Annotated in this window: 23 protein-coding genes; 1 reads left to right on the plus strand and 22 read right to left on the minus strand. The window is 52.2% G+C overall.

Features of this window, described 5'->3' with window-relative positions; translation table 11 throughout:
• Positions 1-25: 25 nt before the first annotated feature.
• A complete protein-coding gene (locus BUB13_RS01220) occupies positions 26-2,395 on the minus strand; it encodes a DNA internalization-related competence protein ComEC/Rec2 (protein WP_072904927.1) in 2,370 nt (789 codons plus the stop codon).
• Between the two features lie 78 nt (positions 2,396-2,473).
• Positions 2,474-3,472: a class 1 fructose-bisphosphatase gene (locus BUB13_RS01225; protein ID WP_084091644.1), complete on the minus strand. Its 999-nt coding sequence runs from the start codon at positions 3,470-3,472 to the stop codon at positions 2,474-2,476.
• 176 nt (positions 3,473-3,648) lie between these two features.
• Between BUB13_RS01225 and BUB13_RS01230 the strand changes: the two genes are divergently transcribed.
• The gene (locus BUB13_RS01230; RefSeq protein ID WP_072904928.1) at positions 3,649-3,963 is read left to right on the plus strand and encodes a hypothetical protein; all 315 of its coding nucleotides are present in this window, start codon (positions 3,649-3,651) and stop codon (positions 3,961-3,963) included.
• 21 nt (positions 3,964-3,984) lie between these two features.
• Here BUB13_RS01230 and BUB13_RS01235 read toward each other — a convergent pair whose 3' ends face one another.
• The 20 genes from BUB13_RS01235 to tsf all read right to left on the minus strand — a co-directional run bounded on the left by BUB13_RS01235 (position 3,985) and on the right by tsf (position 24,238).
• Positions 3,985-5,214: a peptidase MA family metallohydrolase gene (locus tag BUB13_RS01235; RefSeq protein WP_072904929.1), complete on the minus strand. Its 1,230-nt coding sequence runs from the start codon at positions 5,212-5,214 to the stop codon at positions 3,985-3,987.
• Positions 5,211-5,993 (minus strand): EI24 domain-containing protein, encoded by a 783-nt coding sequence (locus tag BUB13_RS01240; protein WP_072904930.1) that lies wholly within the window; start codon positions 5,991-5,993, stop codon positions 5,211-5,213. The genes BUB13_RS01235 and BUB13_RS01240 overlap by 4 nt, the downstream gene beginning before the upstream one ends.
• Positions 5,990-6,865 carry an SDR family oxidoreductase gene (locus BUB13_RS01245; RefSeq protein WP_072904931.1) on the minus strand — a complete coding sequence of 292 codons (876 nt, stop codon included), beginning with the start codon at positions 6,863-6,865 and terminating at the stop codon, positions 5,990-5,992. Before BUB13_RS01245 ends, BUB13_RS01240 begins: the two co-directional genes overlap by 4 nt.
• Positions 6,866-6,876: 11 nt before the next feature.
• Positions 6,877-9,516 (minus strand): aminopeptidase N, encoded by a 2,640-nt coding sequence (gene pepN / locus BUB13_RS01250; protein ID WP_072904932.1) that lies wholly within the window; start codon positions 9,514-9,516, stop codon positions 6,877-6,879.
• 169 nt (positions 9,517-9,685) lie between these two features.
• A complete protein-coding gene (gene pssA, locus BUB13_RS01255) occupies positions 9,686-10,441 on the minus strand; it encodes a CDP-diacylglycerol--serine O-phosphatidyltransferase (protein ID WP_072904933.1) in 756 nt (251 codons plus the stop codon).
• A gap of 26 nt (positions 10,442-10,467) precedes the next feature.
• The gene (locus tag BUB13_RS01260; protein ID WP_072904934.1) at positions 10,468-11,112 is read right to left on the minus strand and encodes a phosphatidylserine decarboxylase family protein; all 645 of its coding nucleotides are present in this window, start codon (positions 11,110-11,112) and stop codon (positions 10,468-10,470) included.
• Positions 11,113-11,195: 83 nt separating this feature from the next.
• Entirely contained in the window at positions 11,196-12,206 is a 1,011-nt protein-coding gene (gene ilvC, locus BUB13_RS01265) for a ketol-acid reductoisomerase (RefSeq protein WP_072905327.1), read from the minus strand.
• Between the two features lie 165 nt (positions 12,207-12,371).
• A complete protein-coding gene (gene ilvN / locus BUB13_RS01270; RefSeq protein ID WP_072904935.1) occupies positions 12,372-12,863 on the minus strand; it encodes an acetolactate synthase small subunit in 492 nt (163 codons plus the stop codon).
• 37 nt (positions 12,864-12,900) lie between these two features.
• On the minus strand, positions 12,901-14,598 hold the full coding sequence (gene ilvB, locus BUB13_RS01275) for a biosynthetic-type acetolactate synthase large subunit (protein ID WP_072904936.1): 1,698 nt from the start codon (positions 14,596-14,598) through the stop codon (positions 12,901-12,903).
• 145 nt (positions 14,599-14,743) lie between these two features.
• Positions 14,744-16,414, minus strand: a complete 1,671-nt coding sequence (gene ilvD, locus BUB13_RS01280; RefSeq protein ID WP_072904937.1) for a dihydroxy-acid dehydratase — start codon at positions 16,412-16,414, stop codon at positions 14,744-14,746.
• A 152-nt stretch (positions 16,415-16,566) separates the two neighbouring features.
• On the minus strand, positions 16,567-16,785 hold the full coding sequence (locus BUB13_RS01285) for a DUF465 domain-containing protein (RefSeq protein WP_072904938.1): 219 nt from the start codon (positions 16,783-16,785) through the stop codon (positions 16,567-16,569).
• 106 nt (positions 16,786-16,891) lie between these two features.
• Complete coding sequence (gene tsaB, locus BUB13_RS01290) at positions 16,892-17,593, minus strand: tRNA (adenosine(37)-N6)-threonylcarbamoyltransferase complex dimerization subunit type 1 TsaB (RefSeq protein ID WP_072904939.1); 702 nt, start codon at positions 17,591-17,593, stop codon at positions 16,892-16,894.
• Complete coding sequence (rseP, locus tag BUB13_RS01295) at positions 17,593-18,912, minus strand: RIP metalloprotease RseP (RefSeq protein ID WP_072904940.1); 1,320 nt, start codon at positions 18,910-18,912, stop codon at positions 17,593-17,595. The genes tsaB and rseP overlap by 1 nt, the downstream gene beginning before the upstream one ends.
• A complete protein-coding gene (locus BUB13_RS01300; RefSeq protein ID WP_072905329.1) occupies positions 18,909-20,069 on the minus strand; it encodes a 1-deoxy-D-xylulose-5-phosphate reductoisomerase in 1,161 nt (386 codons plus the stop codon). The genes rseP and BUB13_RS01300 overlap by 4 nt, the downstream gene beginning before the upstream one ends.
• A gap of 13 nt (positions 20,070-20,082) precedes the next feature.
• Entirely contained in the window at positions 20,083-20,934 is an 852-nt protein-coding gene (locus BUB13_RS01305; RefSeq protein WP_341860467.1) for a phosphatidate cytidylyltransferase, read from the minus strand.
• Entirely contained in the window at positions 20,879-21,655 is a 777-nt protein-coding gene (locus BUB13_RS01310) for an isoprenyl transferase (RefSeq protein WP_084091646.1), read from the minus strand. Before BUB13_RS01310 ends, BUB13_RS01305 begins: the two co-directional genes overlap by 56 nt.
• Positions 21,656-21,794: 139 nt before the next feature.
• Positions 21,795-21,959, minus strand: coding sequence for a DUF362 domain-containing protein (locus tag BUB13_RS01315; protein ID WP_072904941.1), 165 nt, complete (start codon positions 21,957-21,959; stop codon positions 21,795-21,797).
• A gap of 32 nt (positions 21,960-21,991) precedes the next feature.
• On the minus strand, positions 21,992-22,549 hold the full coding sequence (frr, locus tag BUB13_RS01320; protein WP_072904942.1) for a ribosome recycling factor: 558 nt from the start codon (positions 22,547-22,549) through the stop codon (positions 21,992-21,994).
• On the minus strand, positions 22,546-23,271 hold the full coding sequence (gene pyrH, locus BUB13_RS01325) for a UMP kinase (protein WP_072904943.1): 726 nt from the start codon (positions 23,269-23,271) through the stop codon (positions 22,546-22,548). Before pyrH ends, frr begins: the two co-directional genes overlap by 4 nt.
• Positions 23,272-23,329: 58 nt before the next feature.
• On the minus strand, positions 23,330-24,238 hold the full coding sequence (tsf, locus tag BUB13_RS01330; RefSeq protein ID WP_072904944.1) for a translation elongation factor Ts: 909 nt from the start codon (positions 24,236-24,238) through the stop codon (positions 23,330-23,332).
• Between the last annotated feature and the right edge of the window lie 108 nt (positions 24,239-24,346).

Consider the following 24,346-nt stretch of genomic DNA (forward strand, 5'->3'; position numbering starts at 1 on the left):
TTTAAACAACGATAGCTGTTCAGTGTCAACGAAAAAGCCCATCTCGCCAGCAGGTAACTTTCCATCTCTCATGAGACAGCTCAGCCTTTATCGTTCCCATGGTATCTGTCCGATAGAGTGGCAGCTTTTGTTCAGCACTAAAATCGACCAGTTCTTTCGCCGGGAATCGATACCTGTTGCCATAACCGGCGGAAACAAGAGCGATATCAGGTTCCGTAACACGCATCAGCTGCCGAGTATTGGAATACCTGCTGCCGTGGTGAGGCAGCTTCAACAAGCTGACCGGTCCGGGCAAACCGGCAGCCAGCAGGCGATTCACCCCCTGTTTTTCCAGATCTCCTGTCAACAACAGACCATCGCTTTTGTCTTGCAGGTAGAGAACCAGCGACGAGTTATTTTTGTTTTTGCTGTCTTTTGCATGAAAAAGCTGCAGTCCCTCTTGCATCCAACCTGGCACCTGTGTCCAGCCAGAAGAAAATTTACCTACCGGGGTCTTTGTTTCGCGCAGGACTCGCTGCAAATCCGGATGCAGGTTGTCCACCTCTTCTGCTGACCAGAACTGCCCTACCGGAAAATGGCGCAAAACAAAAAGCAACCCTTTGCGATGATCGGGGTGATCATGTGTCAGCAACACCGCACTCAAACGATCAATTCCCAGTTCACCCAGGGCTGGGGCCAGCAAACGCTCACCGACATCGAATCGGTCGCTGTACAAGCCACCACCATCGATCAGAATCGACTGCCCTTCGGGGCTAACCAGCAGCATCGACTCTCCCTGACCAACACTCAGCATATAAAGAGTCAGATTATTCAACCTCTGCTGGGGCCAAAGGCAGCCTGCCGCCAGCAAACAACATGAAACTGTCATCAACAGCTTTTGTCGGCGATTTTTAAGCTGCCACCAGAGCAACGGGAGCAATAGCAGAAAAGCAATCCCCCAGTACTCCCGCATGTTCAAAAAAATGTAGCGCGCGTTTAAGCCCGGGAGCTGAGTCAGATAATCGATCAACAGCAAAATAATCTGCAGAATTCCGGCTGATAAAGAAATGACCATTTCGTGCAGAAAGGTTTCCCCCGGAACAAGTAATGTCAACAAACCGGTCGGCAGAGCGATTAACGACACCAGCGGAACAGCAAACAGGTTTGCCAACAGGCCGGAGGGCGAAAGCAGGTGAAAGTTGGCCAGCACCAGCGACTGGGTTGCCAGTGTTGCTGAAACGGTGACCAGCAAAAGCCTCAGCGGCCAGTGCAGCACCGGTATCAATGTCGCTGTTTTGCCTTGCCACAAAGGCCGCCACAGCAGTATCCCGGCAGCCCCGGCAAATGACAACTGCCAGGAAGCTTGCCATAACAGCAGAGGGTTATAGAGTAACGAGAGGAAAGCCAGGCTGATCAAAAGCCGGAGCGGGTTTACCTGGTATCTGCACAGCCAGAACAACGCCGCAAACGTCGCGACAAAAAACGCACGTCGGGTCGAAACGGCATCACCTGTTACCAGCAAATAAAGAAAGAGCAGCGGCAGCAACAGAATCGGCAATACGCGCTGTGGTGGCTGCCAGTTCATCAATCTCGGGCTGCGGCGATAAACCGTCAGAAGCAGCTGATAACCGAACAAAGCAAGCAGACCGAGGTGCAATCCGGAAATTGCAAACAGGTGACTGATCCCTCCCGCAGCCAGTTTCTTGCGAACCCCGTCCGGCAAAAGCTTCCCCTCCCCCAGCAGCAAAGCTCGCAACAGGACCGATTCTGTTTCATCAGTCAAGCGCTCCAATTTTTCCACAGCAGATTCTCGCCACTGCGTGATCCCAGACAAAACCCACCTGTCACTTCGCCCTAGCAACTTAATCCGGTCCGCCTTTTTCACCCACCCGGTCAGGGCAATACCCTGTCCTGCCAGATAGCGCGGCCAATGAAACTCTCCTGGCGTGCCAAACAATCGTGGTTTACGTAGCTTCGCTTCGACTGCCACCTTGTCTCCGGGAAGAAAGCCGATCAGAGGCTCGTTTACATAGAGTCGCAGTCGACAACTCTCCGGTCGCAGTTGTGCCCCGTCGAGATCAGTTAACGAAAAAATTTCCAGATCGACCTGACTGCGCTGATCGGTCAACTGGCGAACCGAAAGAAGATCCCCCTTCACCAACAGCCTGCTCTTATTTTCAAGGAACGTCTCGACAGGCAATGGCAAAGGAAACTGAAGCGAATAACGAAGATTGGCTTGAAGGAAAAATATCGGCAGCAAAAACAACAGAAGTGCGAAGCGACGCCGCCTAAGAAACACTCCCAACAACAGCGCACAAGCGAAAACAACGATCGCTATTGGCTTCGGCAGCTGGGCGTATGGCGCCAGCAACAGGCCAGCAATTGTGGCAAATAACAACGCAGGTATCAGCAGCATGTCCCCCCCGGCATTTGCTGATTGATACGAAGAAAAGGCCGGAAGTGTAATGCTTCCGGCCTTAATCCAATACTTTAATTACTTTTTGGAAGAATTCTTTTTTGCTTGAGTTTTTGATTCTTCTTCATTTTGATTCGTTTCCATCTTGGCGATAAATTCTTCTGCCAATTTGACATCCTCTTTACAGCCGATGAAAACAGGAGCCCTTTGATGGATTTCCTCTGGTTGCAGATCGAGAATCCGTTTGTGACCGTTTGAAGCGGCACCGCCGGCTTGCTCAATCAGATAAGCCATCGGATTAAGTTCGAACAGCAACCGCAGCTTACCTTTCGGTAAATCATTGAGGTGCGGGTAAAAGAAAATGCCTTTGCCTTTCAGCAACACCTGATTAATGTCAGGAACAAAACCACCACTGTAGCGCAGCTTGACTCCCCGCTCTTCGAGATGAGTGACGAAAGCTTCAGTGCCCGGAGTGTACTTGTTACGCTGGCCACCTGGAGAATAGAGGTTGCCGCTTGGCTCAATCCTGATGTTTTCCTGCAGCAGGGTGTACTCCATCAGGTTGTTCATACCGAACTCATGCACCCCGTTGCCGACACTATAAACCAGCGTCGTCCGCGGGCCATAGAGAATGTACATAGCGGCAACCTGATTATTCCCTGGCTGCAACAGGTCACAGCCTTCAAAAATCGAAACAATGGTACCGACAGCCAGGTTGACATCAACCAGCGATGAGCCATCAAGTGGATCGAAAGCAACCGAGTACTTGCCGTCACAATCGGGCGAGATCGGGATAATCTCGTCCATTTCTTCCGACATCATGTTGGCGACAACACGCGAATGATCGAGCCGCTTGCGCAGGATGCGATCGGCCAGCACATCGAGTGCCAGTTGCTGCTCACCATACAGGTTCGAAGTACCGGCAACACCCAGGTCACCGGTGCGGATCGAGTGAATAATATACTTGGAAGCTTCCGCAATCTCACAGATCAGATGGATCAGGTTATCATCAACCTCTTGTTCGCGGAGGTGGCGGCGTAGATCAATCTGAAATTTTGTTTTCCCCGGTTCACTCATAATACTGAAGACTCCCGATCTGGCTTGGCACAAGGCAACAAAAACAAAACGGCAGTTTAGCGTAGAACGACAGACACAGCAACCACCAACTGCCAGCCTGTATTACTCCCAACTTTCTTCCCAGGAAACTGTTGCTATAATTCTTTTACGCTTTCTCTTACTCGCTGGAGATGCACATGCAAAACGATGAAAAAAAATCGACAAAACTTTTCCGCACTGCGGGATCAGCTCTTAACAACATTTCCTTTCGCACCAATCAATACAAACAGGTGGTGCAGAAAAAGATCGACCTAGAGGCGTTGCAGAAGCGAATTGACCAGTTACACATCGAGCTGGGGAAAGTCGTTGCCGAGCAATATCACGCAGGACAAAGAGACCTGCTCGCCAGCAAAGAAGTTTCGCGACTGCTGGAAAAATCGACCAGCCTCAGGCGGAGTGCAGAGCTGTTAAAGGAAGAAATTGAATTGATAAAAAACGAAAAAACACCTTAAGAACAACTTGAAGAGCCAAGCTTATCCCTTTTCACGCCAATCAGCTTCAAACTTAGAGTAAGTCAAACCGTAGATCCCATAAGCGGAAACAAAAGCATCTGCAAAAGAGTTACCAGCAGCCAATGCATCGAGGTAATCACGCAAACGGTACCAGCCATATTCGTTGAGCAGGTAGCTGACCATCGCTTGGCTTTGCTGATAGGCCAGTTTCACGTCGTCACCATTAAAGCGACTGAAAGTCCCTTCAAGTTGCTGCAGGCTGAACAGCCCCCCTTCTGCCCGGGCCCGCTCCAACAGATCTGTCTGCAGCGGCAGATATTCATCGCCAGCGTAAGTTGCCAGACCTTCATTTAACCACCCGGGCAGGTTCGCACCGACAATATCTCGCAATAGCACATGCATATATTCGTGATAGAGCAACATACGTACAGAGTCGCCGACCTGCTGTACACCGCCAACCGGCAAACGCACTTTACCGTCGTAAAGCCCCCCGGCCCAGTCAGGAGAACCGGTCAGGTCGGAAAACTGTTGCCGGCTGTAAAGCAGTACGGCAACACGCTGTTCAGGATAATGTGCCAGCCATGAGCCAAGCTCATTATAGGCCTCTTCCAAAACGTCCAGTACAGCGTCACCTAAATCATCATTCTTTTCACCATCAAAAGTGATGACAAAATGTCCTCCGTAGGTTTTGTCCATATCCTGCTCAACAGACAACTCGCGACGGACTTTGGCCAGCATGTCCTGTAAGACGCTGTCGTCCGGAGCAAGCTCAGAAGCAGCTTCAAGCACATCAGTCGCTTCATAGAGGCGGTCTGTGAAATAGAAAATTTCGCCCAGATAACGGAGGATCTGCGCATCCGGCTCCCCCATCGCACGTGCTTCCTGAAGTTCGATCTCTGCCTCGTCATACAGTTTTTGCCGATAGAAGCCGACCCCGCGCAAGACCCAGCACTCACGTCTATCAGCGAAACGCTCGGCCTCGTACATCAAATCAGTCAACTCGTCGTATTCGTGACGCTGCAGAAAAAAACCAGCGGTAGCAAGGTAAGCGTTGACCAGGTTCTGACGCAGGGACTCCACATGCGGCGCAGTAGAGGTCGCTTTTTTCAACAGCTCTATCCCCTCAAGGTAGCGCCCTTCTTCCAACAACTCCACCGCACTGTTATTCAATTGCAATGGGCTCTGCGCACCAACAAAGGTGACAGAGCCCAGCAAAAGAAAAACAGCAACAAACAGTAGAGGCGGTTTCACTCGGAAGCCTCGCGGGGGAAGTCACACCAGAGCAGGGTTGCACCGACAACCGCCAGCGGGATGCAGAAAAATTGCACGAAAGGAATCGTCAACAGACAGAAAATGCCGCAGCCGTAACCAATCATCAGAACCGGGCGTTTCGTGATGTAACGACGCTGCTGGGTGAAGGTAAGCTGCTTGCGCATCAGGACAAAAGCCATGTACTCGACGACGAGAAAAAACAGGGTGAACATCGGTGCCAGCACAGCATAAATCATCGAGCCAACACCGGGAATCAGGTTGATCCCCAGCAGCAGCACCATGCAGATAATAAACACCGACATTTTCTTGATTTCGACAAAGATCGAGTTCTTCGCTTCTTTCCAGAAACGGCCAACGCTGAACCGCTCGTCCGGCTTCCGCCCGACCTTCAATGCCTCGACATGCTCTGACAGCAGTTCGTTAAAAGGTGATGCGATCAAGTTACCAACCACGGTAAAGGTGAAAAACACCACCACGCTGGTCAGCAGCATTGCCACTGTCCAGGCCAGATAATAGAGCGCAGCGCCATACCAGACCTCCGTATTCGGCGCGTAGGTTTCCAGCAATCCCTGAAACAGATCGAGTCCGTAATAGACTGAAATGGAAAACACCAACACATTGATGGCGAATGGGATCGCCAAGTATCTCAGCAGTCCCGGACGCTTGCTGAGGAATTTCGCCGCCCGTAGCGGGTAACTGAAACCACGAGTAAAACCGGCCACCGGCTTAATGGTGGCAGAGGCAACTTTGCCGATCATTCTTCCTCCCGACAGACTTTCAATCCATCCTGCAGGGTTGGGAACTGCAGGGTAATATTCAATTTATCCAGCATCTTTCGATTCGACATCCGCCGTGACTCTTTCTGATAAGAAAGCATCAGCGGATTCATGACTTTTTCAGCTTGAGCCATCGATATTTGCTTCGGTCTTTCCAGCGCATAAAGGTCGGCTACGGCGAGGAAATAATCGGTCATGCTGCTCTCCTGACCGTCGCAGACGTTGAAGATATCACCATGCTCGCCACGCTCCATCGCTGCCAGGCATACCTGCACCAAGTCGAAAGCGTGAATCCGGTTGGTAAAAGAGGCATCTTCCGGCAACAGCACCGGGTGGCCCTGCACAATGCGTGCAACCGGCAAGCGCCCCGGCCCGTAAATTCCCGTGACACGCAGGATGACCAGTTCGAAACCAAGCTTTTCCGCTTGCTCCATCAGCTGGTTTTCTGCGCTGGCACGCCGCATCGCTCTTGCTGTCTGTGGGTTGATCGGCCGATCTTCCGTCACCACCTCACCGCCACAGTCGCCATACACTCCGCTAGTGCTGATGTAAACCAGCTTCTTCGGTGTATTTTCCGGTGAAAGCTGGCGACAGAAATTAAGCATGCGATAGTCGCTTTTGCCACCACCCTGCGGAGGCATGAAATAAAACACTTGCTTCCCGCTGCATGGAAGTTTGGGCGCATCTTCCTGATAATCAAAATTCCCGACAACGGTGGAGAAACCTTTTTCTTGCAATTCGCTTGCACGTTCTTCGGTTTTTGCTGTTGCCGTAACCTGTGCGCCCTGCTCGAGGAGGATTTTTCCGACTCTATTGCCGATATCACCGCAACCGACGATTAAATAGTGCTGCACTCGCGGGGCTCCTAACTCAGGCTTTTACTGACAATTTCGTAAAGATCTTTTGACAGCTCCGCTGCCTGCATCCGAACCAACTCCGCCTTCATCAACTCCCGACGATGCGGCTCCAACCGTTTCCAGCGGGTAAAAGGCCCAGCCATCCGCGCTGCAACCTGCGGGTTTTTTTGATCAAGAAGTAGAACCTGATCTGCTAAAAACCGGTACCCCGCACCATCACCACGGTGAAAGGCCCCAAGGTTCTGGGTAAAAGCTCCAACCAGAGAACGGAAACGGTTCGGGTTGCTCATACTGAATGCCGGATGACGCAACAGAAGCTCAACTTCTGCAAATACTTGCGGCTGGTGCGACATCGCCTGTACGCTGAACCACTTATCGATCAGCAGCGGGTGCTCCTGCCAGCGCTGGTAAAAATCATTTATCACCGCCAGCCGATCCTGCGCCGGGTTATCAACCATCACGGCGAAAGCTGCCAGGCGATCCGTCATGTTCTGCGACTTATAGTATTGCTCCAGGCAGAGATCTGTCATCCTCTGATCGTGCAGCTCCATCAGCAACGTCAAGCAAAAATTACGCAGACTGCGACGCCCGACCGCTTGCGGGTCAAGACTGTATTCCCCGTCATCGGCACATTCCTGGTAACGCTCCATCAATGCAGCCTGGCACTCGCTGCCGAGTTGCCAGCGGGCACGGTCACGAACTTCCCTGACAGCTTGCGGATTGCATTCCTCTAGCTGATCAGAGAGGTACTGCTCACTTGGCAGTGTCAGCAGCTGAGTCAGTAAACTCATATCGGCCTGCCGATCCTCCAACGCATGCCGCCAGGCACAGATAAACTTCGGACTGAGAACAAACTGCCGCCCCTCTTCCAGATCACTCAGCATGCGCAGCAGCTCTTTCAGCGCCAGTGTCTGCCCCGCTTCCCAGCGATTGAATGAATCAGCGTCGTGTGCCATGCGGAATGCCAGCTCATCGTCGCTGAAATCAGCTTTCAGTCGAACCGGCGCCGAAAAGCCGCGAAGGGGTGAAAGAATCGGTTGTTCCTTTAAGCCGATAAAAGTAAAACTCTGCTCTTTTTCACAGAGTTCCAGCACTCGCGTGGTTGCTCCCGCACTATCTTCTCCCTCCAGCTGCAACGGGATATCGCTGCCATCAGCAGCCAGCAAGCCAACCGCCAGCGGAATCTGAAACGGTTGCTTCTGCTCCGCTTCAGGTGTCGGCGGACAGTGCTGCACCATGTCGAGACGCAGGCTTTTTGCCTGTTCATCATAATGACTGCGGATCAGCACTTGCGGCGTCCCTGCCTGAGAATACCAAAGTTTGAACTGTGACAGGTCGCGCTGGCCAGCGGCCTCCATCGCCCTGACGAAATCATCGCAGGTCGCAGCATCACCATCGTGCCGTTTGAGGTAGAGCTTGACACCATCGACAAACTTTTCTTCGCCGAGCAGGGTCCGCATCATGCGGATCACTTCTGCTCCCTTGTTATAGACGGTCATTGTGTAGAAATTGTTAATTTCGACGTAGGAGGCGGGGCGCACCGGGTGGGCCATCGGTCCGGCATCTTCCGGAAACTGGTGTTGACGCAGGATACGCACATCGTCGATACGACAGACAGCTGCCGAATTCATATCGGCAGAAAACTGCTGGTCGCGATAGACCGTCAGCCCTTCTTTCAAACTGAGCTGGAACCAGTCGCGGCAGGTCACCCGGTTGCCGGTCCAGTTATGGAAATACTCGTGAGCAATGACCGATTCAACACCAAGATAATCAGCATCGGTCGCTGTCTCAGGGTGGGCCAGAACATACTTGGAATTAAATACGTTCAGACCCTTGTTTTCCATCGCGCCCATATTGAAGTCATCAACAGCGACGATCATGTAGCGATCGAGATCGTACTCCAGATCAAAGACATCTTCGTCCCACTTCATCGATTTCTTCAACGAGAGCATGGCGTGATCACAAAAATCCTTGTTCCGTTCCTCGACAAAAATCTGCAGCAGCACATCACGTCCGGATCTGGTTTTGTAGCTATCCTCGATACAAACCAGATCCCCGGCAACAAGTGCAAACAGGTAGCTCGGTTTCGGGAAGGGATCTTCCCACTCAGCATAGTGATGACCGTTTTCCAACTCACCCTCGGCGATCAGATTACCGTTACTCAGCAGAACCGGGTATTTCTTCTCCGCCTCAATACGAACACGGAATTTCGCCATCACGTCTGGGCGGTCAGGATAAAAGGTGATTTTACGGAAGCCATGCGCCTCGCACTGGGTGCAAAAGTTTCCACTCGACTGGTAAAGCCCTTCCAGGGAGGTATTGCCAGCCGGGTCAATTTTCGTTTCGATCTCCAGACAGAACTTTTCCGGGACCGCAAAAATAGTCACCCCCTCCGCGTCAAGCTGGTAATTATCGCCCGACAAGGTTTTACCATCCAGCACAACGCTGATCAGTTCCATGCTGTTGCCATCAAGGCGTAAGGGTTCCGGTTCCGTACGATCTAAGTTACGGCTCATCTGCAATTTAGATCGCACCAGCGTCGCCGAAGGTTCCAGCTGAAAAGTCAGCTGAACCTGATCAACCAAGTAGGCGGGGGTTTTATAATCTTCAAGGTGAATAGCTTCAGGAGCTTTCGTATTTGCGGCCATAATATTTTATCCTGATTGGGAATGAAGCCCGATAGATTCAGTGAAGTTTTGATGATAGCACCTTTCAACCCGATCCGGGTAGCGTGGTGCCGAAAAGAAAAACGGGCTGTCAGCAAAGAACTTTTTCAACTCCCCCTGCTGCAACCCGTTTTGTCGTCTTAAGCTTGAATCAGCTCTCGCTTGCCGACTCCGCCCGTTGTGATTTTATTTTCCGCCGTCGATAGAGCGCTTCGATCGGGCCTGAAATCATGTAAACCATGCCGATGATAAACAGCATAATTTCAGGCTTGGCGACGATCAGAATCATAGCCATGATCGCCCCAACCAGCATCATGAACGGCTGCCGCTTAAACAGCTCAGGGTCTTTGAGCGAGAAATACTTGATGTTGCTGACCATCAGAAATGCGAGGGCAAACACCAGGATCACCACGGAAACCTTTTTGATCGTTCCGGTTCCGCCCAATTCGTAAAACAGCAGGACGCAGGTGGCAACAATTCCCGCCGCCGCAGGAATTGGCAGGCCGACAAACCGCTTCGATTCGACCGTTGACACCTGGACGTTGAAGCGCGCCAGGCGCAGGGCCCCACAGATAACAAACAGGAAAGCCGCCAGCCAACCGAGCTTGCCAAAAGGCTGCAGCGCCCAGGTATACATGAGGACGCCCGGTGCAACGCCGAAAGAGATGACATCTGCCAACGAATCGAGCTCGACACCAAACTTGCTGGTTGTCCCAGTCAGTCGCGCCACCTTCCCGTCGAGGCCGTCGAAAACACCGGCCAGCAGGATAAACCAGGCGGCGCGGGCAAAATTACCGTCTGTGGTGGCGATAATGGCGTAAAAGCCGGCAAAGATCCCGCCGGCGGTCACCAGGTTCGGCAGCAGGTAAACCCCCTTGCGCAGGTTATCCCGCTTGTAGCTTCTCATGCAGTCGTTGTTTACAGGTTCGTCATTCAAGGCAGTGTCCCCAATACAGTTTCGCCGGCGACAGTCTTTTCGCCGAGCCTGATTGTCACGTCACTGCCATTCGGGAAATAGATATCGACCCGTGATCCGAAACGGATCAGACCGTAACGCATACCTGTTTTAAGCATATCGCCGATGACCGGGTAAGTAACAATGCGGCGCGCAACCAGTCCGGCAATCTGCACGAACAGAATACGGCTCCCCTTATCCGTCTCCAGCAAAATACCACCCTGTTCATTGCACTTGGCAGCCTTATCGAGAGAGGCATTGAGGAACTGGCCCTTCTGATAGTACATTTCGACCACTTTGCCGCTGCAGGGCGCACGGTTGACATGCACATTGAAGACATTCATGAAAATGCTGACCTTGGTCACCCTCTCCTTGAAGTAGCGCGGTTCTTCCGTATCGCCGACAAAGATGACTTTTCCATCCGCCGGAGCGATGACCAGATCATCTCCTTCCGGGACGACCCGTTCCGGGTTGCGGAAAAAATAGACCGTGAACAGAGTGAGCAACAAGGCCAGGAAGGTCAGGAAACCCCAACCGATCATGGCAAATACCAGCGTGACAAAGCCGAACAGTCCTATAAAAGGATAGCCTTCGACGGCAATCGGTTTGTTTTGATTTTTCATCTTTTCATCCCGCAAAAAGGAAAAAGGGCAATCGTTTAACGACCGACCTTTTTACCACAAACAAATGAAATTGTTTAGCCGAATTAGTTTTTCGACTTATCAACAATCTTCTGAATCCATGGCATCATGCTGCGCAGGTTCTCGCCGACCTGCTCGATCGGGTGAGCAGCGTTGAGGCGGCGACGCGCGGTCATTTCCGGGTAGTTGGTCTGGCCTTCGAGGATGAATTTCTTGGCGTATTCGCCGTTCTGGATGTTCTCCAGACACTCCTTCATCGCCTTGCGGCTTTCGTCGTTGATCACTTTCGGACCGGTGACGTATTCGCCGTACTCAGCGTTATTAGAGATCGAGTAGTTCATGTTGGCGATGCCACCTTCGTACATCAGGTCGACGATCAGCTTCAGCTCGTGCAGACACTCGAAGTAAGCCATCTCCGGAGCGTAGCCCGCCTCGGTCAGGGTCTCGAAACCAGCCTTGACAAGCTCGACCGCGCCGCCACAGAGGACAGCCTGCTCACCGAACAGATCAGTTTCGGTCTCATCCTTAAAAGTGGTTTCGATGATGCCGGTACGGCCACCGCCGACACCGCTGGCGTAAGACATGGCAACCTGTTTGGCCTTGCCGGATGCATCCTGGAAAATTGCGATCAGGTCAGGAATACCGCCGCCACGAACAAACTCGGAGCGAACGGTGTGACCAGGAGCTTTCGGTGCAATCATGATGACATCGAGATCAGCGCGCGGCACAATCTGGTTGTAGTGAATGGCAAAACCGTGCGCGAAAGCCATTGTGGCGCCCTGCTTCAGGTTCGGCTCGATCTCTTCTGCATACAGCTGGGACTGGAACTCGTCCGGAGTCAGGATCATCACCAAGTCAGCCTGGGCAACAGCCTCGGCAACCGGCTTAACCTGCAGGCCATGAGCTTCGGCCTTGGCAACCGAGGACGAATCAGCACGCAGGCCGACAGTAACGTCGACGCCGGAGTCCTTCAGGTTGCAGGCATGAGCATGGCCCTGGGAGCCATAACCGATGATAGAAACCTTCATCCCCTGGATAATGGAGAGATCGGCATCCTTATCATAATAAACTGGCATTGTTTGCATGAGTGTAAATCCTCCTGAAATTTATCCCGCCCGGCACGTCATAAAGTCGCCTCAGAGCAGGTTTGGTGACAAAACGGTTGCCACTTATAACACAGAGCTATCCGCGAGGCAAAGTCTTAAACACCGGCAACTTAACAACCGTTTGGCTTGATCAAACTAACCGGTCACCCCTTTTGCACCCCGCCCCATAACGATCGGGCCGGAACGAACGATCTCCTTGATTCCCATCGGCCGCAGCAGCTCAATCAGGCCATCAATTTTGGCCGGCGCGCCGGTAATCTGCACGGTGTATGACTTCGGTGTTACATCGACAACGTTGGCGCGGAAAATATCGACAATCCGCAGCGCTTCGGCGCGCTGATCCGCTTCTGCTGTTACTTTGATCAAAGCCAGTTCACGCTCGACATATTGCTCGCCGGTAAAATCAACCACCTTGATGGTCGAAATCAGCTTGTTCAGCTGTTTGTTGATCTGCTCCAGAATGCGATCATCGCCACGGGTCACCAGTGTCATCCGTGAAATATTCGGCTCCAGAGTCGGTGCCACCGACAGACTCTCTATATTGAAACCACGTCCGGAAAACAGACCGGAAATACGCGAGAGAACACCGAACTCATTCTCCACCAACACAGAAATTGTATGCTTCATTGCAAAATCCTCTCTATCTTAAAAAATCTGACCGACGCTAGGACGCCAGCACCATTTCGTGAATGCCCTTACCGGCCGGGACCATCGGCAATACATTTTCTTCGCGCGAAATCTTGAATTCCATCAGGACGGGTCCCGGGATTTCCAGCGCTTTTTTGATGGTCGCCTCAACATCACCAACCTTGTCGCATTGAAGACCCGCAGCGCCGTAAGCTTCTGCTAGTTTGATGAAATCGATCGGCAGTTCCATGACCGTCTGACTGTAGCGCTTATCAAAGAACATTTGCTGCCACTGACGCACCATACCGAGATAATTGTTGTTGAGAATGACGATTTTCACCGGCAGTTTGTACTGCACCAGGGTCGCCAGTTCCTGCGAGTTCATCTGGAAAGACCCGTCACCGGAGATATCGACCACCTGCCGCTCAGGGTACGCGACCTGAGCGCCAAGTGCCGCAGGCAGGCCGTAACCCATGGTACCGAGTCCTCCGGATGTCAGGAATGTGCGTGGCTGACGGAACTGAAAAAACTGCGCTGTCCACATTTGATGCTGGCCGACCTCAGTGGTAATGATGGCGTCATCTTCTGTCAGCTCGCGAACCTTCTCAATAACGAACTGCGGCTTGATGGTTGATTCGGAGTGCTTGTAAGCCATCGGGTGCTTCTGCTTCCACTCATCGACCGTTTCGCGCCACTCCGTGGTTTTACTGACCAGTTTCTGCAATTCATCCGGCTTTTCAGCCAGGGCAGCTCCCAACTGGCTGAGAACATCCTTCAGATCGCCAACGATCGGCAAATCAACGGCAACGTTCTTCTTGATCGAGGTCGGATCAATATCGATGTGGATGACTTTTGCTTTCTTGGCAAAGGCATCGATACGACCGGTAACGCGATCATCAAAACGGGCACCGATCGCGACCAGCAGGTCACATTCGGTCACAGCCATGTTGGCGTAAAAAGTCCCATGCATACCGAGCATACCCAGCGCTAACGCGTGGTCCTGAGGGAAGCCGGACATCGCCATCAGGGTTGTGGTCACCGGGGTCTGGGTCATTTCGGTAAGCTTGACCAGTTCTTCGTTAGCGGCTGACAGGTTGATACCACCGCCGACATAGAAAACCGGGCGTTTCGCATCCAGCAGCATTTTGGCGGCTTTACTGATCTGCCGCTTATTGCCGGTATAGGTTGGTTTATAACCGCGTAAGCTGACTTTATCCGGATACTTGAATTTATATTTCGTGACCTGGATGTCTTTCGGCAGATCAATCAGAACCGGGCCTGGACGCCCAGTGCGGGCAATATAGAAGGCCTCCTTGATAGTCCGTGCCAGATCCTTGATATCCTGCACAAGGAAGTTGTGTTTTGTGCAGGGGCGGGTAATACCGCACATATCCGCTTCCTGAAAAGCGTCGTTGCCAATCAACGGGGTCGGAACCTGGCCGGTGATCACCACCATCGGAATCGAGTCCATGTAGGCTGTTGCAATACCGGTAACTGTATTGGTCGCCCCAGGGCCACTGGTCGCGATCACCACGCCGACCTTGCCGGTGCAGCGGGCATAACCATCAGCAGCATGAACAGCGGCCTGTTCATGCCGAGTCAGGACATGCTCAATCGGCGAATCGAAAAGATCGTCATAGATATTGATGACAGCGCCGCCGGGATAACCGAACACGGTATCGACGCCCTCTTTCTGCAAACTCTCCAGTAAAATCTGCGATCCGGTCAGTTCCACCTGATCCTCCTCTAAAGTCGTCTCTCTGAATCAGCATATATAAGACACCGGCAGTGAATATGATGATTCACTGCCGGTGGTAAAGAAGGGAGTTTAACGCCCTGAAGATATAAAAATCAATATAGTTTCGAAACTTTGTTTGATTTTAATCCGCCTTGCACACAGCACCAGTTCCCGCATGGGTCACAACCTTGGCGTAACGTGCCAGCCAACCAGTTTTGATCTTCGGCTCCGGCGCTTGCCATTTGCCAGCGCGCTCAGCCAGGACATCGTCCGACAAATCGATTTTCAGGCTGCGATTCGGAATATCGAGGCTGATCGAATCACCATCTTCGATCAAAGAAATCGGACCGCCCTGAGCAGCTTCCGGGGAGATGTGACCGATGCAGGGGCCGCGGGTTCCACCGGAGAAACGACCGTCGGTAATCAAAGCAACGCTGTCGCCAAGGCCAAGTCCCATCAAGGTTGCGGTCGGTGCGAGCATTTCGCGCATACCGGGGCCGCCCTTAGGACCCTCGTAGCGAATGACGACAACATCGCCAGCGACGACTTCTCCACCCATCAGAGCCTCCATCGCTGCTTCTTCCGAGTCGTAGCAGCGCGCCTTGCCGGTGAAAGTCATCATCTTTTCGGACACACCTGACTGCTTGACCACTGCTCCTTCCGGTGCAAGGTTGCCTTTGAGGATAGCAATCCCGCCTTCCGGACGAACCGGATCATTGACCGGATGAACAACCTCTTCATCCACAGACTCGACACTCTCGACAATCTGCTTGATATTGACACCGAGCAGAGTCGGATTGTCGTTAATGCGATCGCGCAATTGGTAAAGAACCGCCGGCACACCACCAGCAGCATCCAGATCTTCCATGAAATGAACACCACCCGGATTCATCGACGCCAGCTGAGGAGTCGTTTTGCCCAGCTCGTCGAAAGCATCAAGCGGCAAATCGACACCGGCTTCGCGGGCGATAGAGAGCAGGTGCAGGACAGTGTTGCTGGAGCCGCCAAGAGCCAGGTCTACGCGGATGGCGTTTTCAAACGCTTCCTTAGTCAAAATCTGGCGCGGAGTAATATTATTGCGCACCAGATCGACGACCTTCTCACCAGAAGCAAAAGCGATGCGCCGTTTCAGCGAAGACACGCAAGAAGCGGTACCGCAACGCGGCAGGCTCATGCCCATGGTTTCCGTTAGAATCGCCATGGTGTTGGCAGTGAACAGTCCCTGGCAGGAACCGGCGGTCGGACAGGCGTTGTCCTCGCACATCATCAGCTGTTTTTCATCGATAACACCCGCCTTGTACTGGGCCATTGCTTCGAACGTATCGGTCACGAAAGAGAAGCGCTTGCCTTCCCGGCCGGAACCGGTCTGCGACGGGCCGGCAGTGACAACGATACAGGGGATATCCAGCCGTGCCGCCGCCATCAGCATGCCGGGAGTAATCTTGTCGCAGTTAGTCAACAACACAAGACCATCCAAACGATGGGCTTCCGCAATCGACTCCACCATGTCGGCGATCAATTCGCGGGTCGGCAGCGAATAGTGCATCCCCTTGTGGCCCATGGCAATGCCATCACAGACACCGGGAATACCGAAAATAAAGGAATAACCACCACCGGTGTGAACACCTTTTTCAATAAAGCGCTCCAGATCACGCATTCCGGTATGACCGGGGATGAGGTCGGTAAAAGAGGAAGCGATACCGATAAAGGGCTTCTTCATCTCTTCGTTCGGGACACCGGTGCTTTTGAGCAAAGCACGGTGGGGAGTTCTTTCAAAACCTTTGGTGATGGCATCACTACGTTTTTCGCTCATAATTTTTCACCTGTCATCGGGGTCACCCCGGATAAAAGTTCGATATGGTCAAACTATTTAATCTATAAACAAAAATACAGCAAAGGGTTTAAGCGGAACTGCTTAAACCCTTTGCTGTATGAATTCTTTTATTAACTGGTCTGATACGGCGCTCAGGCGCGAGCAGTGTGCAGGATTTTCTCCATTGCGTCTTTGCCCGCCAGCTTCATCTTCTTAACCTTATTTTTCTCCAGCTCTTCCTGCGGGGAGAGATAGCCTTTTTTTTCGTATTCGGACAATTGTTTTTCGAAAAGGATGTGTTCTTCGTAGAGCATGCGGAAACGGGGGTTACTGTCGAGAAGGGTTTGCAGCACATTCTGATCAATATCCATTGGGACCTCCGCTTAGTCAAGGTGAGAGCTGTGAAATAACATGCTTATAGCTAATCAAAATGAAACACAAATGTCAACAGCCGAGACCGCCGCGAATCACTTAAAATTATTTCGTTTTACTTAACTCCGCATCGGATGGGCGAATATAGGTCGGCAGCAATTCTACGGGTCCTATAACCTCGCCCCGCAGATAGTTCTGCAATCCCAGCCAGGCCGCTTGAGACGCCCGAGGCTGGTGGGCCGTTGCGGGGGCAAGCAAAAGGGTGTCTTCCTGTTGCTCCTCAATCAAGGAACGATACAACGGGACAGCGTCACCTACCAGCACAACCCGTTGCGGCAATGCTTCCAGCACCCGCTCCGGCGGCAAAACCTGTGCAGCATTCAAAGCAACCGGAAAGTCGTGACTCACATCGAACTGCTGGGTGTAAACTTCCTTTTTACGCGCATCGATGAACACACACACCGGCAATGGGTTAACCGGCACGTTCAGCGCAACCATCTGCAAAGACGAAACACCAACAACCGGTTTATTCAGCACCTGCGCCAACCCCTTGACTGTGGCAATACCGATGCGCAGACCAGTAAATGAACCAGGGCCGGTCACTGCGACGAGCAGGTCCACATCATTCAACTTCCACCCTGCTTCCTGCAGCAGCAAATCAATCTGTTGCAGCAGCTTTTCGCTGTGGGTTGCCCTCACATTCAACAGAGACTCAGCGACTAGCTTATCCCCTTCACAGAGAGCAACGCTGCCGGTCATCGAAGAGGTGTCGACAGCTAGAATTTTCGGGGTTTCAATTTGCCCCATCAACTCAACAACCTGACAATATCGTTGTAAAAAGCGAGGACCATCAACATTAACAGCATAGCGATGCCAACCTGCTGAGCCATCTCACGCACGCGGATGGAAACCGGTCGCCGGAGGATCAGCTCGATCAGGTTAAACAGAATATGCCCACCATCGAGGATAGGAATCGGCAACAGGTTGAGAATACCAAGCTGGATCGAGATAAAAGCCAGCACCGACAAAATCGCTGCCAAATCGGTCTGAGCAGCTTGACCTGCGACTTGAACCACGGTGATCGGACCACCGATATTCTTCGCCGAGACACTACCGCTGAACAGTTTCTGGACAAACACGACCGTCAGCTCGATCAACTCCCAGGTCCGCTTTGCACCCTCTTCAAAAGCGGCAACAAAACCGTAGCGTTTAACCTCGGTCTGCTGCATCGGAGCAATGCCGATAAGAAAATCACCTTCACCATCACGCTGTTCCGGGGTCAGTTCAACAGAGATCGTTTGGCCGGCACGTTCCAGTTGCAGAGGAACTGTTGCGCCTCCATACTGCTGAATGACAACTTTCAGATCGTACCAGGTCGCAATTTTCTGATCGCCTATCTGCAGGATCAGGTCACCAACTTGCAAACCGGCTTTTTCCGCTGGCATATTATCGGCCAGCCCACCAACACGAGCCTGTTGCATTGGCAACAGGCCGAGGGCCTGCATCCCTTCCAGGCTATTGTTCTCCTCCGGGATTTCCAGCGTCAGCAATTTGCCGTCACGTTCTACCTCAAAACGGAGCAAATCACCTGCTGAATTGACAAATGCCTTGTTGGTTTGATTCCAGCTTTCGACCGCCCGCTGGTTGACAGAAAGAACCTGGTCACCAGCCATAAATCCGCTTTTCGCTGCCTCTGATTCGGCAATGACATGACCGATAACGGCTGGCTCTTCGAGATAGGTCGGCATCTGCACGCCGGACATGAAAGAAATCGGCAGGATCAGAAATGGCAGAATTAAATTCATCAGCGGGCCAGCAGAAACAATCGCCAGCCGCCGTGAGACCTTCTGGTCAGCAAAAGAGCGCCTTCGCTCTTCCGGTGTCAGTTCGGCCTCTTCACCATGCTCACCGCTTCCTTCTCCCAGCATCTGCACATATCCCCCCAGAGGGATGGCACAGATCAGGTATTCGGTTTCCCCCCACTGTTTGGAAACCAGCTTCGGCCCGAACCCGAGGGAAAAACGCAAAACTTTTACGTTACACCACTTGGCAACTGCAAAATGGCCAAGCTCGTGAACAAAAACCAGCACCCCAAGCATCAGGATCCCGGCAATTACGGTTGTCATTTGAGACCTCCATCTATCAAGCTTCTCGCCTCTCGACGACCCCACCTATCAGCCTGCAGCACTTTGTCGAGCGTTGTCAACTCTTCGCGCTGATGATTTCCCATCACCCTCTCAATTAAACGAGGGATCCCTAGAAAGCCGATTTTCCCGGCAAGAAAACTATCGACGGCAACCTCGTTGGCAGCGTTCATCACGGCAGGCAAACTATCGCCGACCTTTAAAGCTTCGTAGGCTAGACGCAGACAGGGGAAGCGTTCGTGATCCGGCGGCTCGAATTGCAAACGACCAGCGGTCGTCAGGTCGAGCGGTTCCTGTTTCAGTGGCAACCGCTGTGGCCAAGCCAGCGCATAGGCGATCGGTGTTTTCATATCGGGGATACCGAGCTGCGCAATCACCGCGCCATCACGATATTCGACCAGCGAATGAACAATGCTTTCCGGGTGGATATGGACATCGATCCGATCGGCAGGCACATCGAATAACCAATGGGCTTCGATCACTTCCAGCCCCTTGTTCATCATCGTCGCCGAATCGATCGAAATCTTGCGTCCCATATCCCAGTTTGGGTGAGCCAGGGCATCTGCCGGTGTTACCGATTCGAGCTGCTGTAGGCCATGCTTGCGGAAAGGGCCGCCGGACGCCGTCAATATCAAACGACGAACATCTTGGCTGCGTTGGCCGGATAGCGATTGAAAAATCGCCGAATGTTCACTGTCGACAGGGATCATCCTGACCCTCTGCCTTCTGACCTCATCCATAACCAATGAGCCGGCTGCGACCAATGTTTCCTTGTTGGCCAGGGCGATATCCTTGCCTGCCTTAACCGCAGCCATGGTTGGCACCAAACCGGCCGCGCCAACGATCGCGGCAACGACCATTTCTACATCAGGATGAGTCGCACATTCTATCAGCCCCTCAATTCCGTGAAGAATGCGAACCGAGGAGCCGGCTAAACGAACAGAAAGTTCTTCTGCACTACGTGCTGAGGCGACAGTGACCACCTCTGGGCGGAACTGTTCAATCTGTTTTTGCAGCAGGTCGATATTTTTACCCGCCGACAGCGCAATAACCCGGTACTGTTCAGGGAATTCCGCAACAATCTCCAGAGTATTGACGCCAATAGAACCGGTAGAACCAAGGATAGTCAGGTTTTTCATCGAGGTGTCTGTTTCAGCAGCCATAACAATACTTGGCCAGAAGATAAACTATGGGGAAAGCAAACAACAAGCTATCGAGACGATCGAGAATGCCTCCGTGGCCGGGGATGATAGTCCCGGAATCCTTAACATTGCAAGCACGCTTCAGCAGGGACTCGAAAAGATCACCGAGTTGCCCCACGCACCCCAGCAGGAGACCAATCAACAAGCCGTCAATCCAGCCGATCTGAGGCAAAAAGGTTGCTCCAGCAATAAACACAGCCAGGACCGAACCGACCAGTCCGCCGATGCCGCCTTCGATACTTTTATTCGGGCTGACCGCAGGGTAAAGCTTTCTTTTCCCTATCTTACTGCCAACAAAATAAGCGAAGGTATCACAGGCCATCACGACCAGAAGAGCCAAGAAAATCCAGCCCCTGCCATCCTGCAGGGGACGCAGAAGCACAAGCTGCCCCAGCAGAAACGGTAAGTAAACCAGTCCGAGACAAAGCCAGCCGAGCTTGTTTGGTACAGCAGAAATATCGGGGAGACGGAAAAGAAAAAAGCTTCCGAGCAACAGTAAGATGAACGAGTACAGCGGAAACAACAACGCTATCTGCTGAAAATGTAGCAACGGCAAAGCCGCCGCACCGGCAACAGCTGCAAAACGTTGCTCTAAAAGATGGTCTTCTGCCAGCCCCATGCGGTTGAACTCGAGTAAGGCCAGTAGCAGAACAACAGTAAGGAAAAGGGTAAAGATCAACGGATTGGCAAAAACAACCAATAGTATCAGCAGCGGCAAAGCCACCGCTGCTGTCAATATACGCTGTTTAATGACTCTCTCCTTCCGGCGATTGAGCAGAAGTCGGCTCCAGTTGATCGTCAATCAAACCGAAACGACGCTTGCGGGGCCGGTAATCCTCCAAAGCCTTGTGCAGCTCATCGGCATCAAAGTCAGGCCAGAGGACATCAGTAAAATAAAATTCAGCATAAGCCGCCTGCCAGAGCAGGAAATTACTGATCCGCTTCTCTCCACTGGTGCGGATCAGCAAGTCAGGTTCGGGGATATCTCCGGTATCGAGCAGAGTTGAAAACTTCCTGTTATCGAAACTATCCAGCTCGATCGTTCCGGCCAGTGCTCCTTCTGCCATTTTTTTAGCCGCCCGTAAAATTTCATCGCGACCTCCGTACGACAGAGCAAGAATCAGGGTCAGAGTCGTTCCACCAGAGGTTTCCGCTTCTGCTCTTTGAAGAGCCTCGCAGACCGAATCGGACAACCGGTTCCGATCGCCGATCACTTGCAGGCGGATACCATTATCAAGCATCTTCTGCCGCTGCGAATCAAGAAACTGAAGCAGCAGTTCCATCAGTGCATCTACTTCCTGTTGCGGGCGCCCCCAGTTTTCCGAACTGAACGCAAACAGGCTGAGATAACGGATACCAAGGGAAGCACATTCATCCACCACATTGAGAACGGTCTGTACCCCCTGATGATGACCGGCAACGCGCGGCAACCCCTGTTTTTTTGCCCAGCGGCCGTTACCATCCATGATGATGGCCAGATGCTGCAACGGCGCCTTGTTTTTCTGCATAACCTGATTTGACATTTACTTCTGCCCTACCCCCCAAACATAAGGCGTAAAAATAACATGACTGCAGCGATAACGGCAAGATTGGAAAAGACGACCTACAAAAAAAGGGTGCCTCCAGGACACCCTTTTCTCAGACGTGTAAATTATAGCCTTTTTAGTCGACGATCGCATCAACCGGACAGCTGTCAACACAGGCACGACACTCAGTACACTCATCGGTAATGGTGTAAATCTCACCAGATTCAACGATGGCACCAAGCGGGCAAGTATCGACACATGTTCCACAAGCGATACAATCTTCGTTAATTTTCAAAGCCATAGGGAACTCTCCTAAAGTAATTTCTTAAAGAATCAGATCTCCATTACTTCCGATTCTTTGTTTTCCACTACCGAATCAATAGTGCCGACAAAATCATCTGTCAGCTGCTGGACATCTTTCTCCGAACGCTTCAGATCGTCCTCGGTGATCTCTTTTTCCTTCTCCAGCATCTTCAGCGTTTCGTTGGCATCGCGGCGTGCGTTACGAACCGAAATCTTCGCTTCTTCACCCATGCGTTTGATAATCTTGACCATCTCTTTACGCCGTTCCTCAGTCAGAGCCGGAACCGGCAGACGAATCAATTGACCGTCAGAAGATGGAGTCAAACCGAGGTCAGCCTTGAAGAGCGCTTTTTCGATTTCAGGGATCAGGTTCTTTTCCCAAGGCTGAACAGTAATAAGACGCGGCTCAGGCGCGGAAAGAGTCGCTACCTGATTCAGCGGGGTCGGCACACCGTAGTAATCAACCCGGACATCGTCCAGCAGAGTGGTGGTTGCCCGACCTGTACGCACCTTGGTCATCTCTTTTTTCAATGCCTTGACAGCCTTATCCATGGCTGTGCGGGCTTCACTCATGACTTCATCAATCATTCTGTGTCACCTCCTTTGACAATTGTACCGATCTGATCGCCCTGCACAACCTTGCGGATGTTGCCGCGCTGAGTCAGATCGAAAATAACCATAGGTAGATTGTTATCCATGCAGAGCGAAGTTGCGGTTGCATCCATCACCTGTAAACCCTTCTGCAGAACTTCGAGGTAGGTCAGGGTCGGCAACTTGACAGCATCGCTGTCCTTCATCGGATCTGCAGTATAAACACCATCGACCTTGGTCGCTTTGAGAATAACTTCTGCGTTAATTTCCATTGCCCGCAGGCTGGCGGCAGTATCAGTGGTAAAATAGGGGTTGCCGGTACCAGCACTGAAAATGACCACCCGTCCTTTTTCCAGATGGCGAACGGCGCGACGACGGATGTAAGGCTCAGCAATCTGCTGCATTTCGATCGCAGACTGCACCCGGGTGTCAACCCCCTGCTTTTCCAGCGCATCCTGCATCGCAAGACTGTTCATGCAGGTCGCCAGCATTCCCATGTAATCTGCACTGGCGCGATCCATCCCTTTGGAGGAGGCCGCCAAGCCGCGGAAGATATTTCCGCCACCGATCACCAGAGCAACCTGAACCCCCAGCTCGACAACTTCCTTGATCTCGGAGGCAATTCCGGTAATTACTTGCGGGTCGATACCGTAACCCTGATCACCGGCGAGGGCTTCGCCACTTAATTTCAGTAGGATTCGTCGATACTCAATCGCCACAACAGCTCCTGCAGTGAAAAAGCCGGATCCCTGCAACAGGGTTCCGGCTGTTATTTATTTACTTGCTCATCGCAGCGACTTCCGCTGCGAAGTCGTCTTCCTTCTTTTCGATACCCTCGCCAAGCTGGTAGCGAACGTAGCTGTTCAGGACAATCTCGGTGCCCAGCTCTTTAGCCAGAGCTTCTACAACTTTGCCAACCTTCTGATCAGGGTCGATAACGAAGGCTTGCTCGATCAGGCAGACTTCACCGAAGTACTTGTTGATCTGACCGGTGATGATCTTTTCAACAATGTTTTCCGGCTTGCCGCTGTCGATCGCCTTGACGCGCATGATTTCTTTTTCCTTCTCGACGACATCGGCAGGAACGTCATCACGCTTCAGGTACTGCGGTGCCGCAGCAGCAACGTGCATAGCGATCTGCTTGCCCAGCTCGACAACCTTAACATCTGTCGACTCAGTCTGCAGCTCAACCAGAACACCGATCTTGCCTGCACCGTGAATGTAATCGACAACAGCACCTTTGCCGGCATCGACGCGCGCGAAGCGACGGATGTCCATGTTCTCGCCGATGGTGGCAATTTGATGTGTCAGCTCTTCACCAACGTTACGGCCGGTCTCGGGATAAGCGACAGCTTTGAGTGATTCAACGTCAGCGACGTCGGCACCCAGGACAACCTGACCAACACCGGCAGCAAAAGATTTAAAAGCGTCATTTTTAGCGACAAAGTCGGTCTCGGCGTTAACTTCAACCAGGGCACCCACAGTGCCTTCAGCAACAGCAACAACCATACCTTCAGCAGCCACGCGACCAGACTTCTTGGCAGCAGCGGAAAGACCTTTCTTCCGTAGAAAATCGACAGCCTCTTCCATGTTGCCACCGGTTTCGGTCAGGGCCTTCTTGCAGTCCATCATGCCGGCGCCGGTCTTTTTGCGCAGTTCCGATACCATCGAAGCAGTAATACTCACGGTTTCCTCCATAGATTTGTTGCGGGCTTTCGCCCGTAAAATATTTTCGTCGTTAAAGCAACGGCCGGACCGAAGCCCGGCCGCCGGCCTATGCATTAAATTGTGTTT

The sequence above is a fragment of the Malonomonas rubra DSM 5091 genome (genome assembly GCF_900142125.1).
In the GTDB taxonomy this organism is placed as follows: domain Bacteria; phylum Desulfobacterota; class Desulfuromonadia; order Desulfuromonadales; family Geopsychrobacteraceae; genus Malonomonas; species Malonomonas rubra.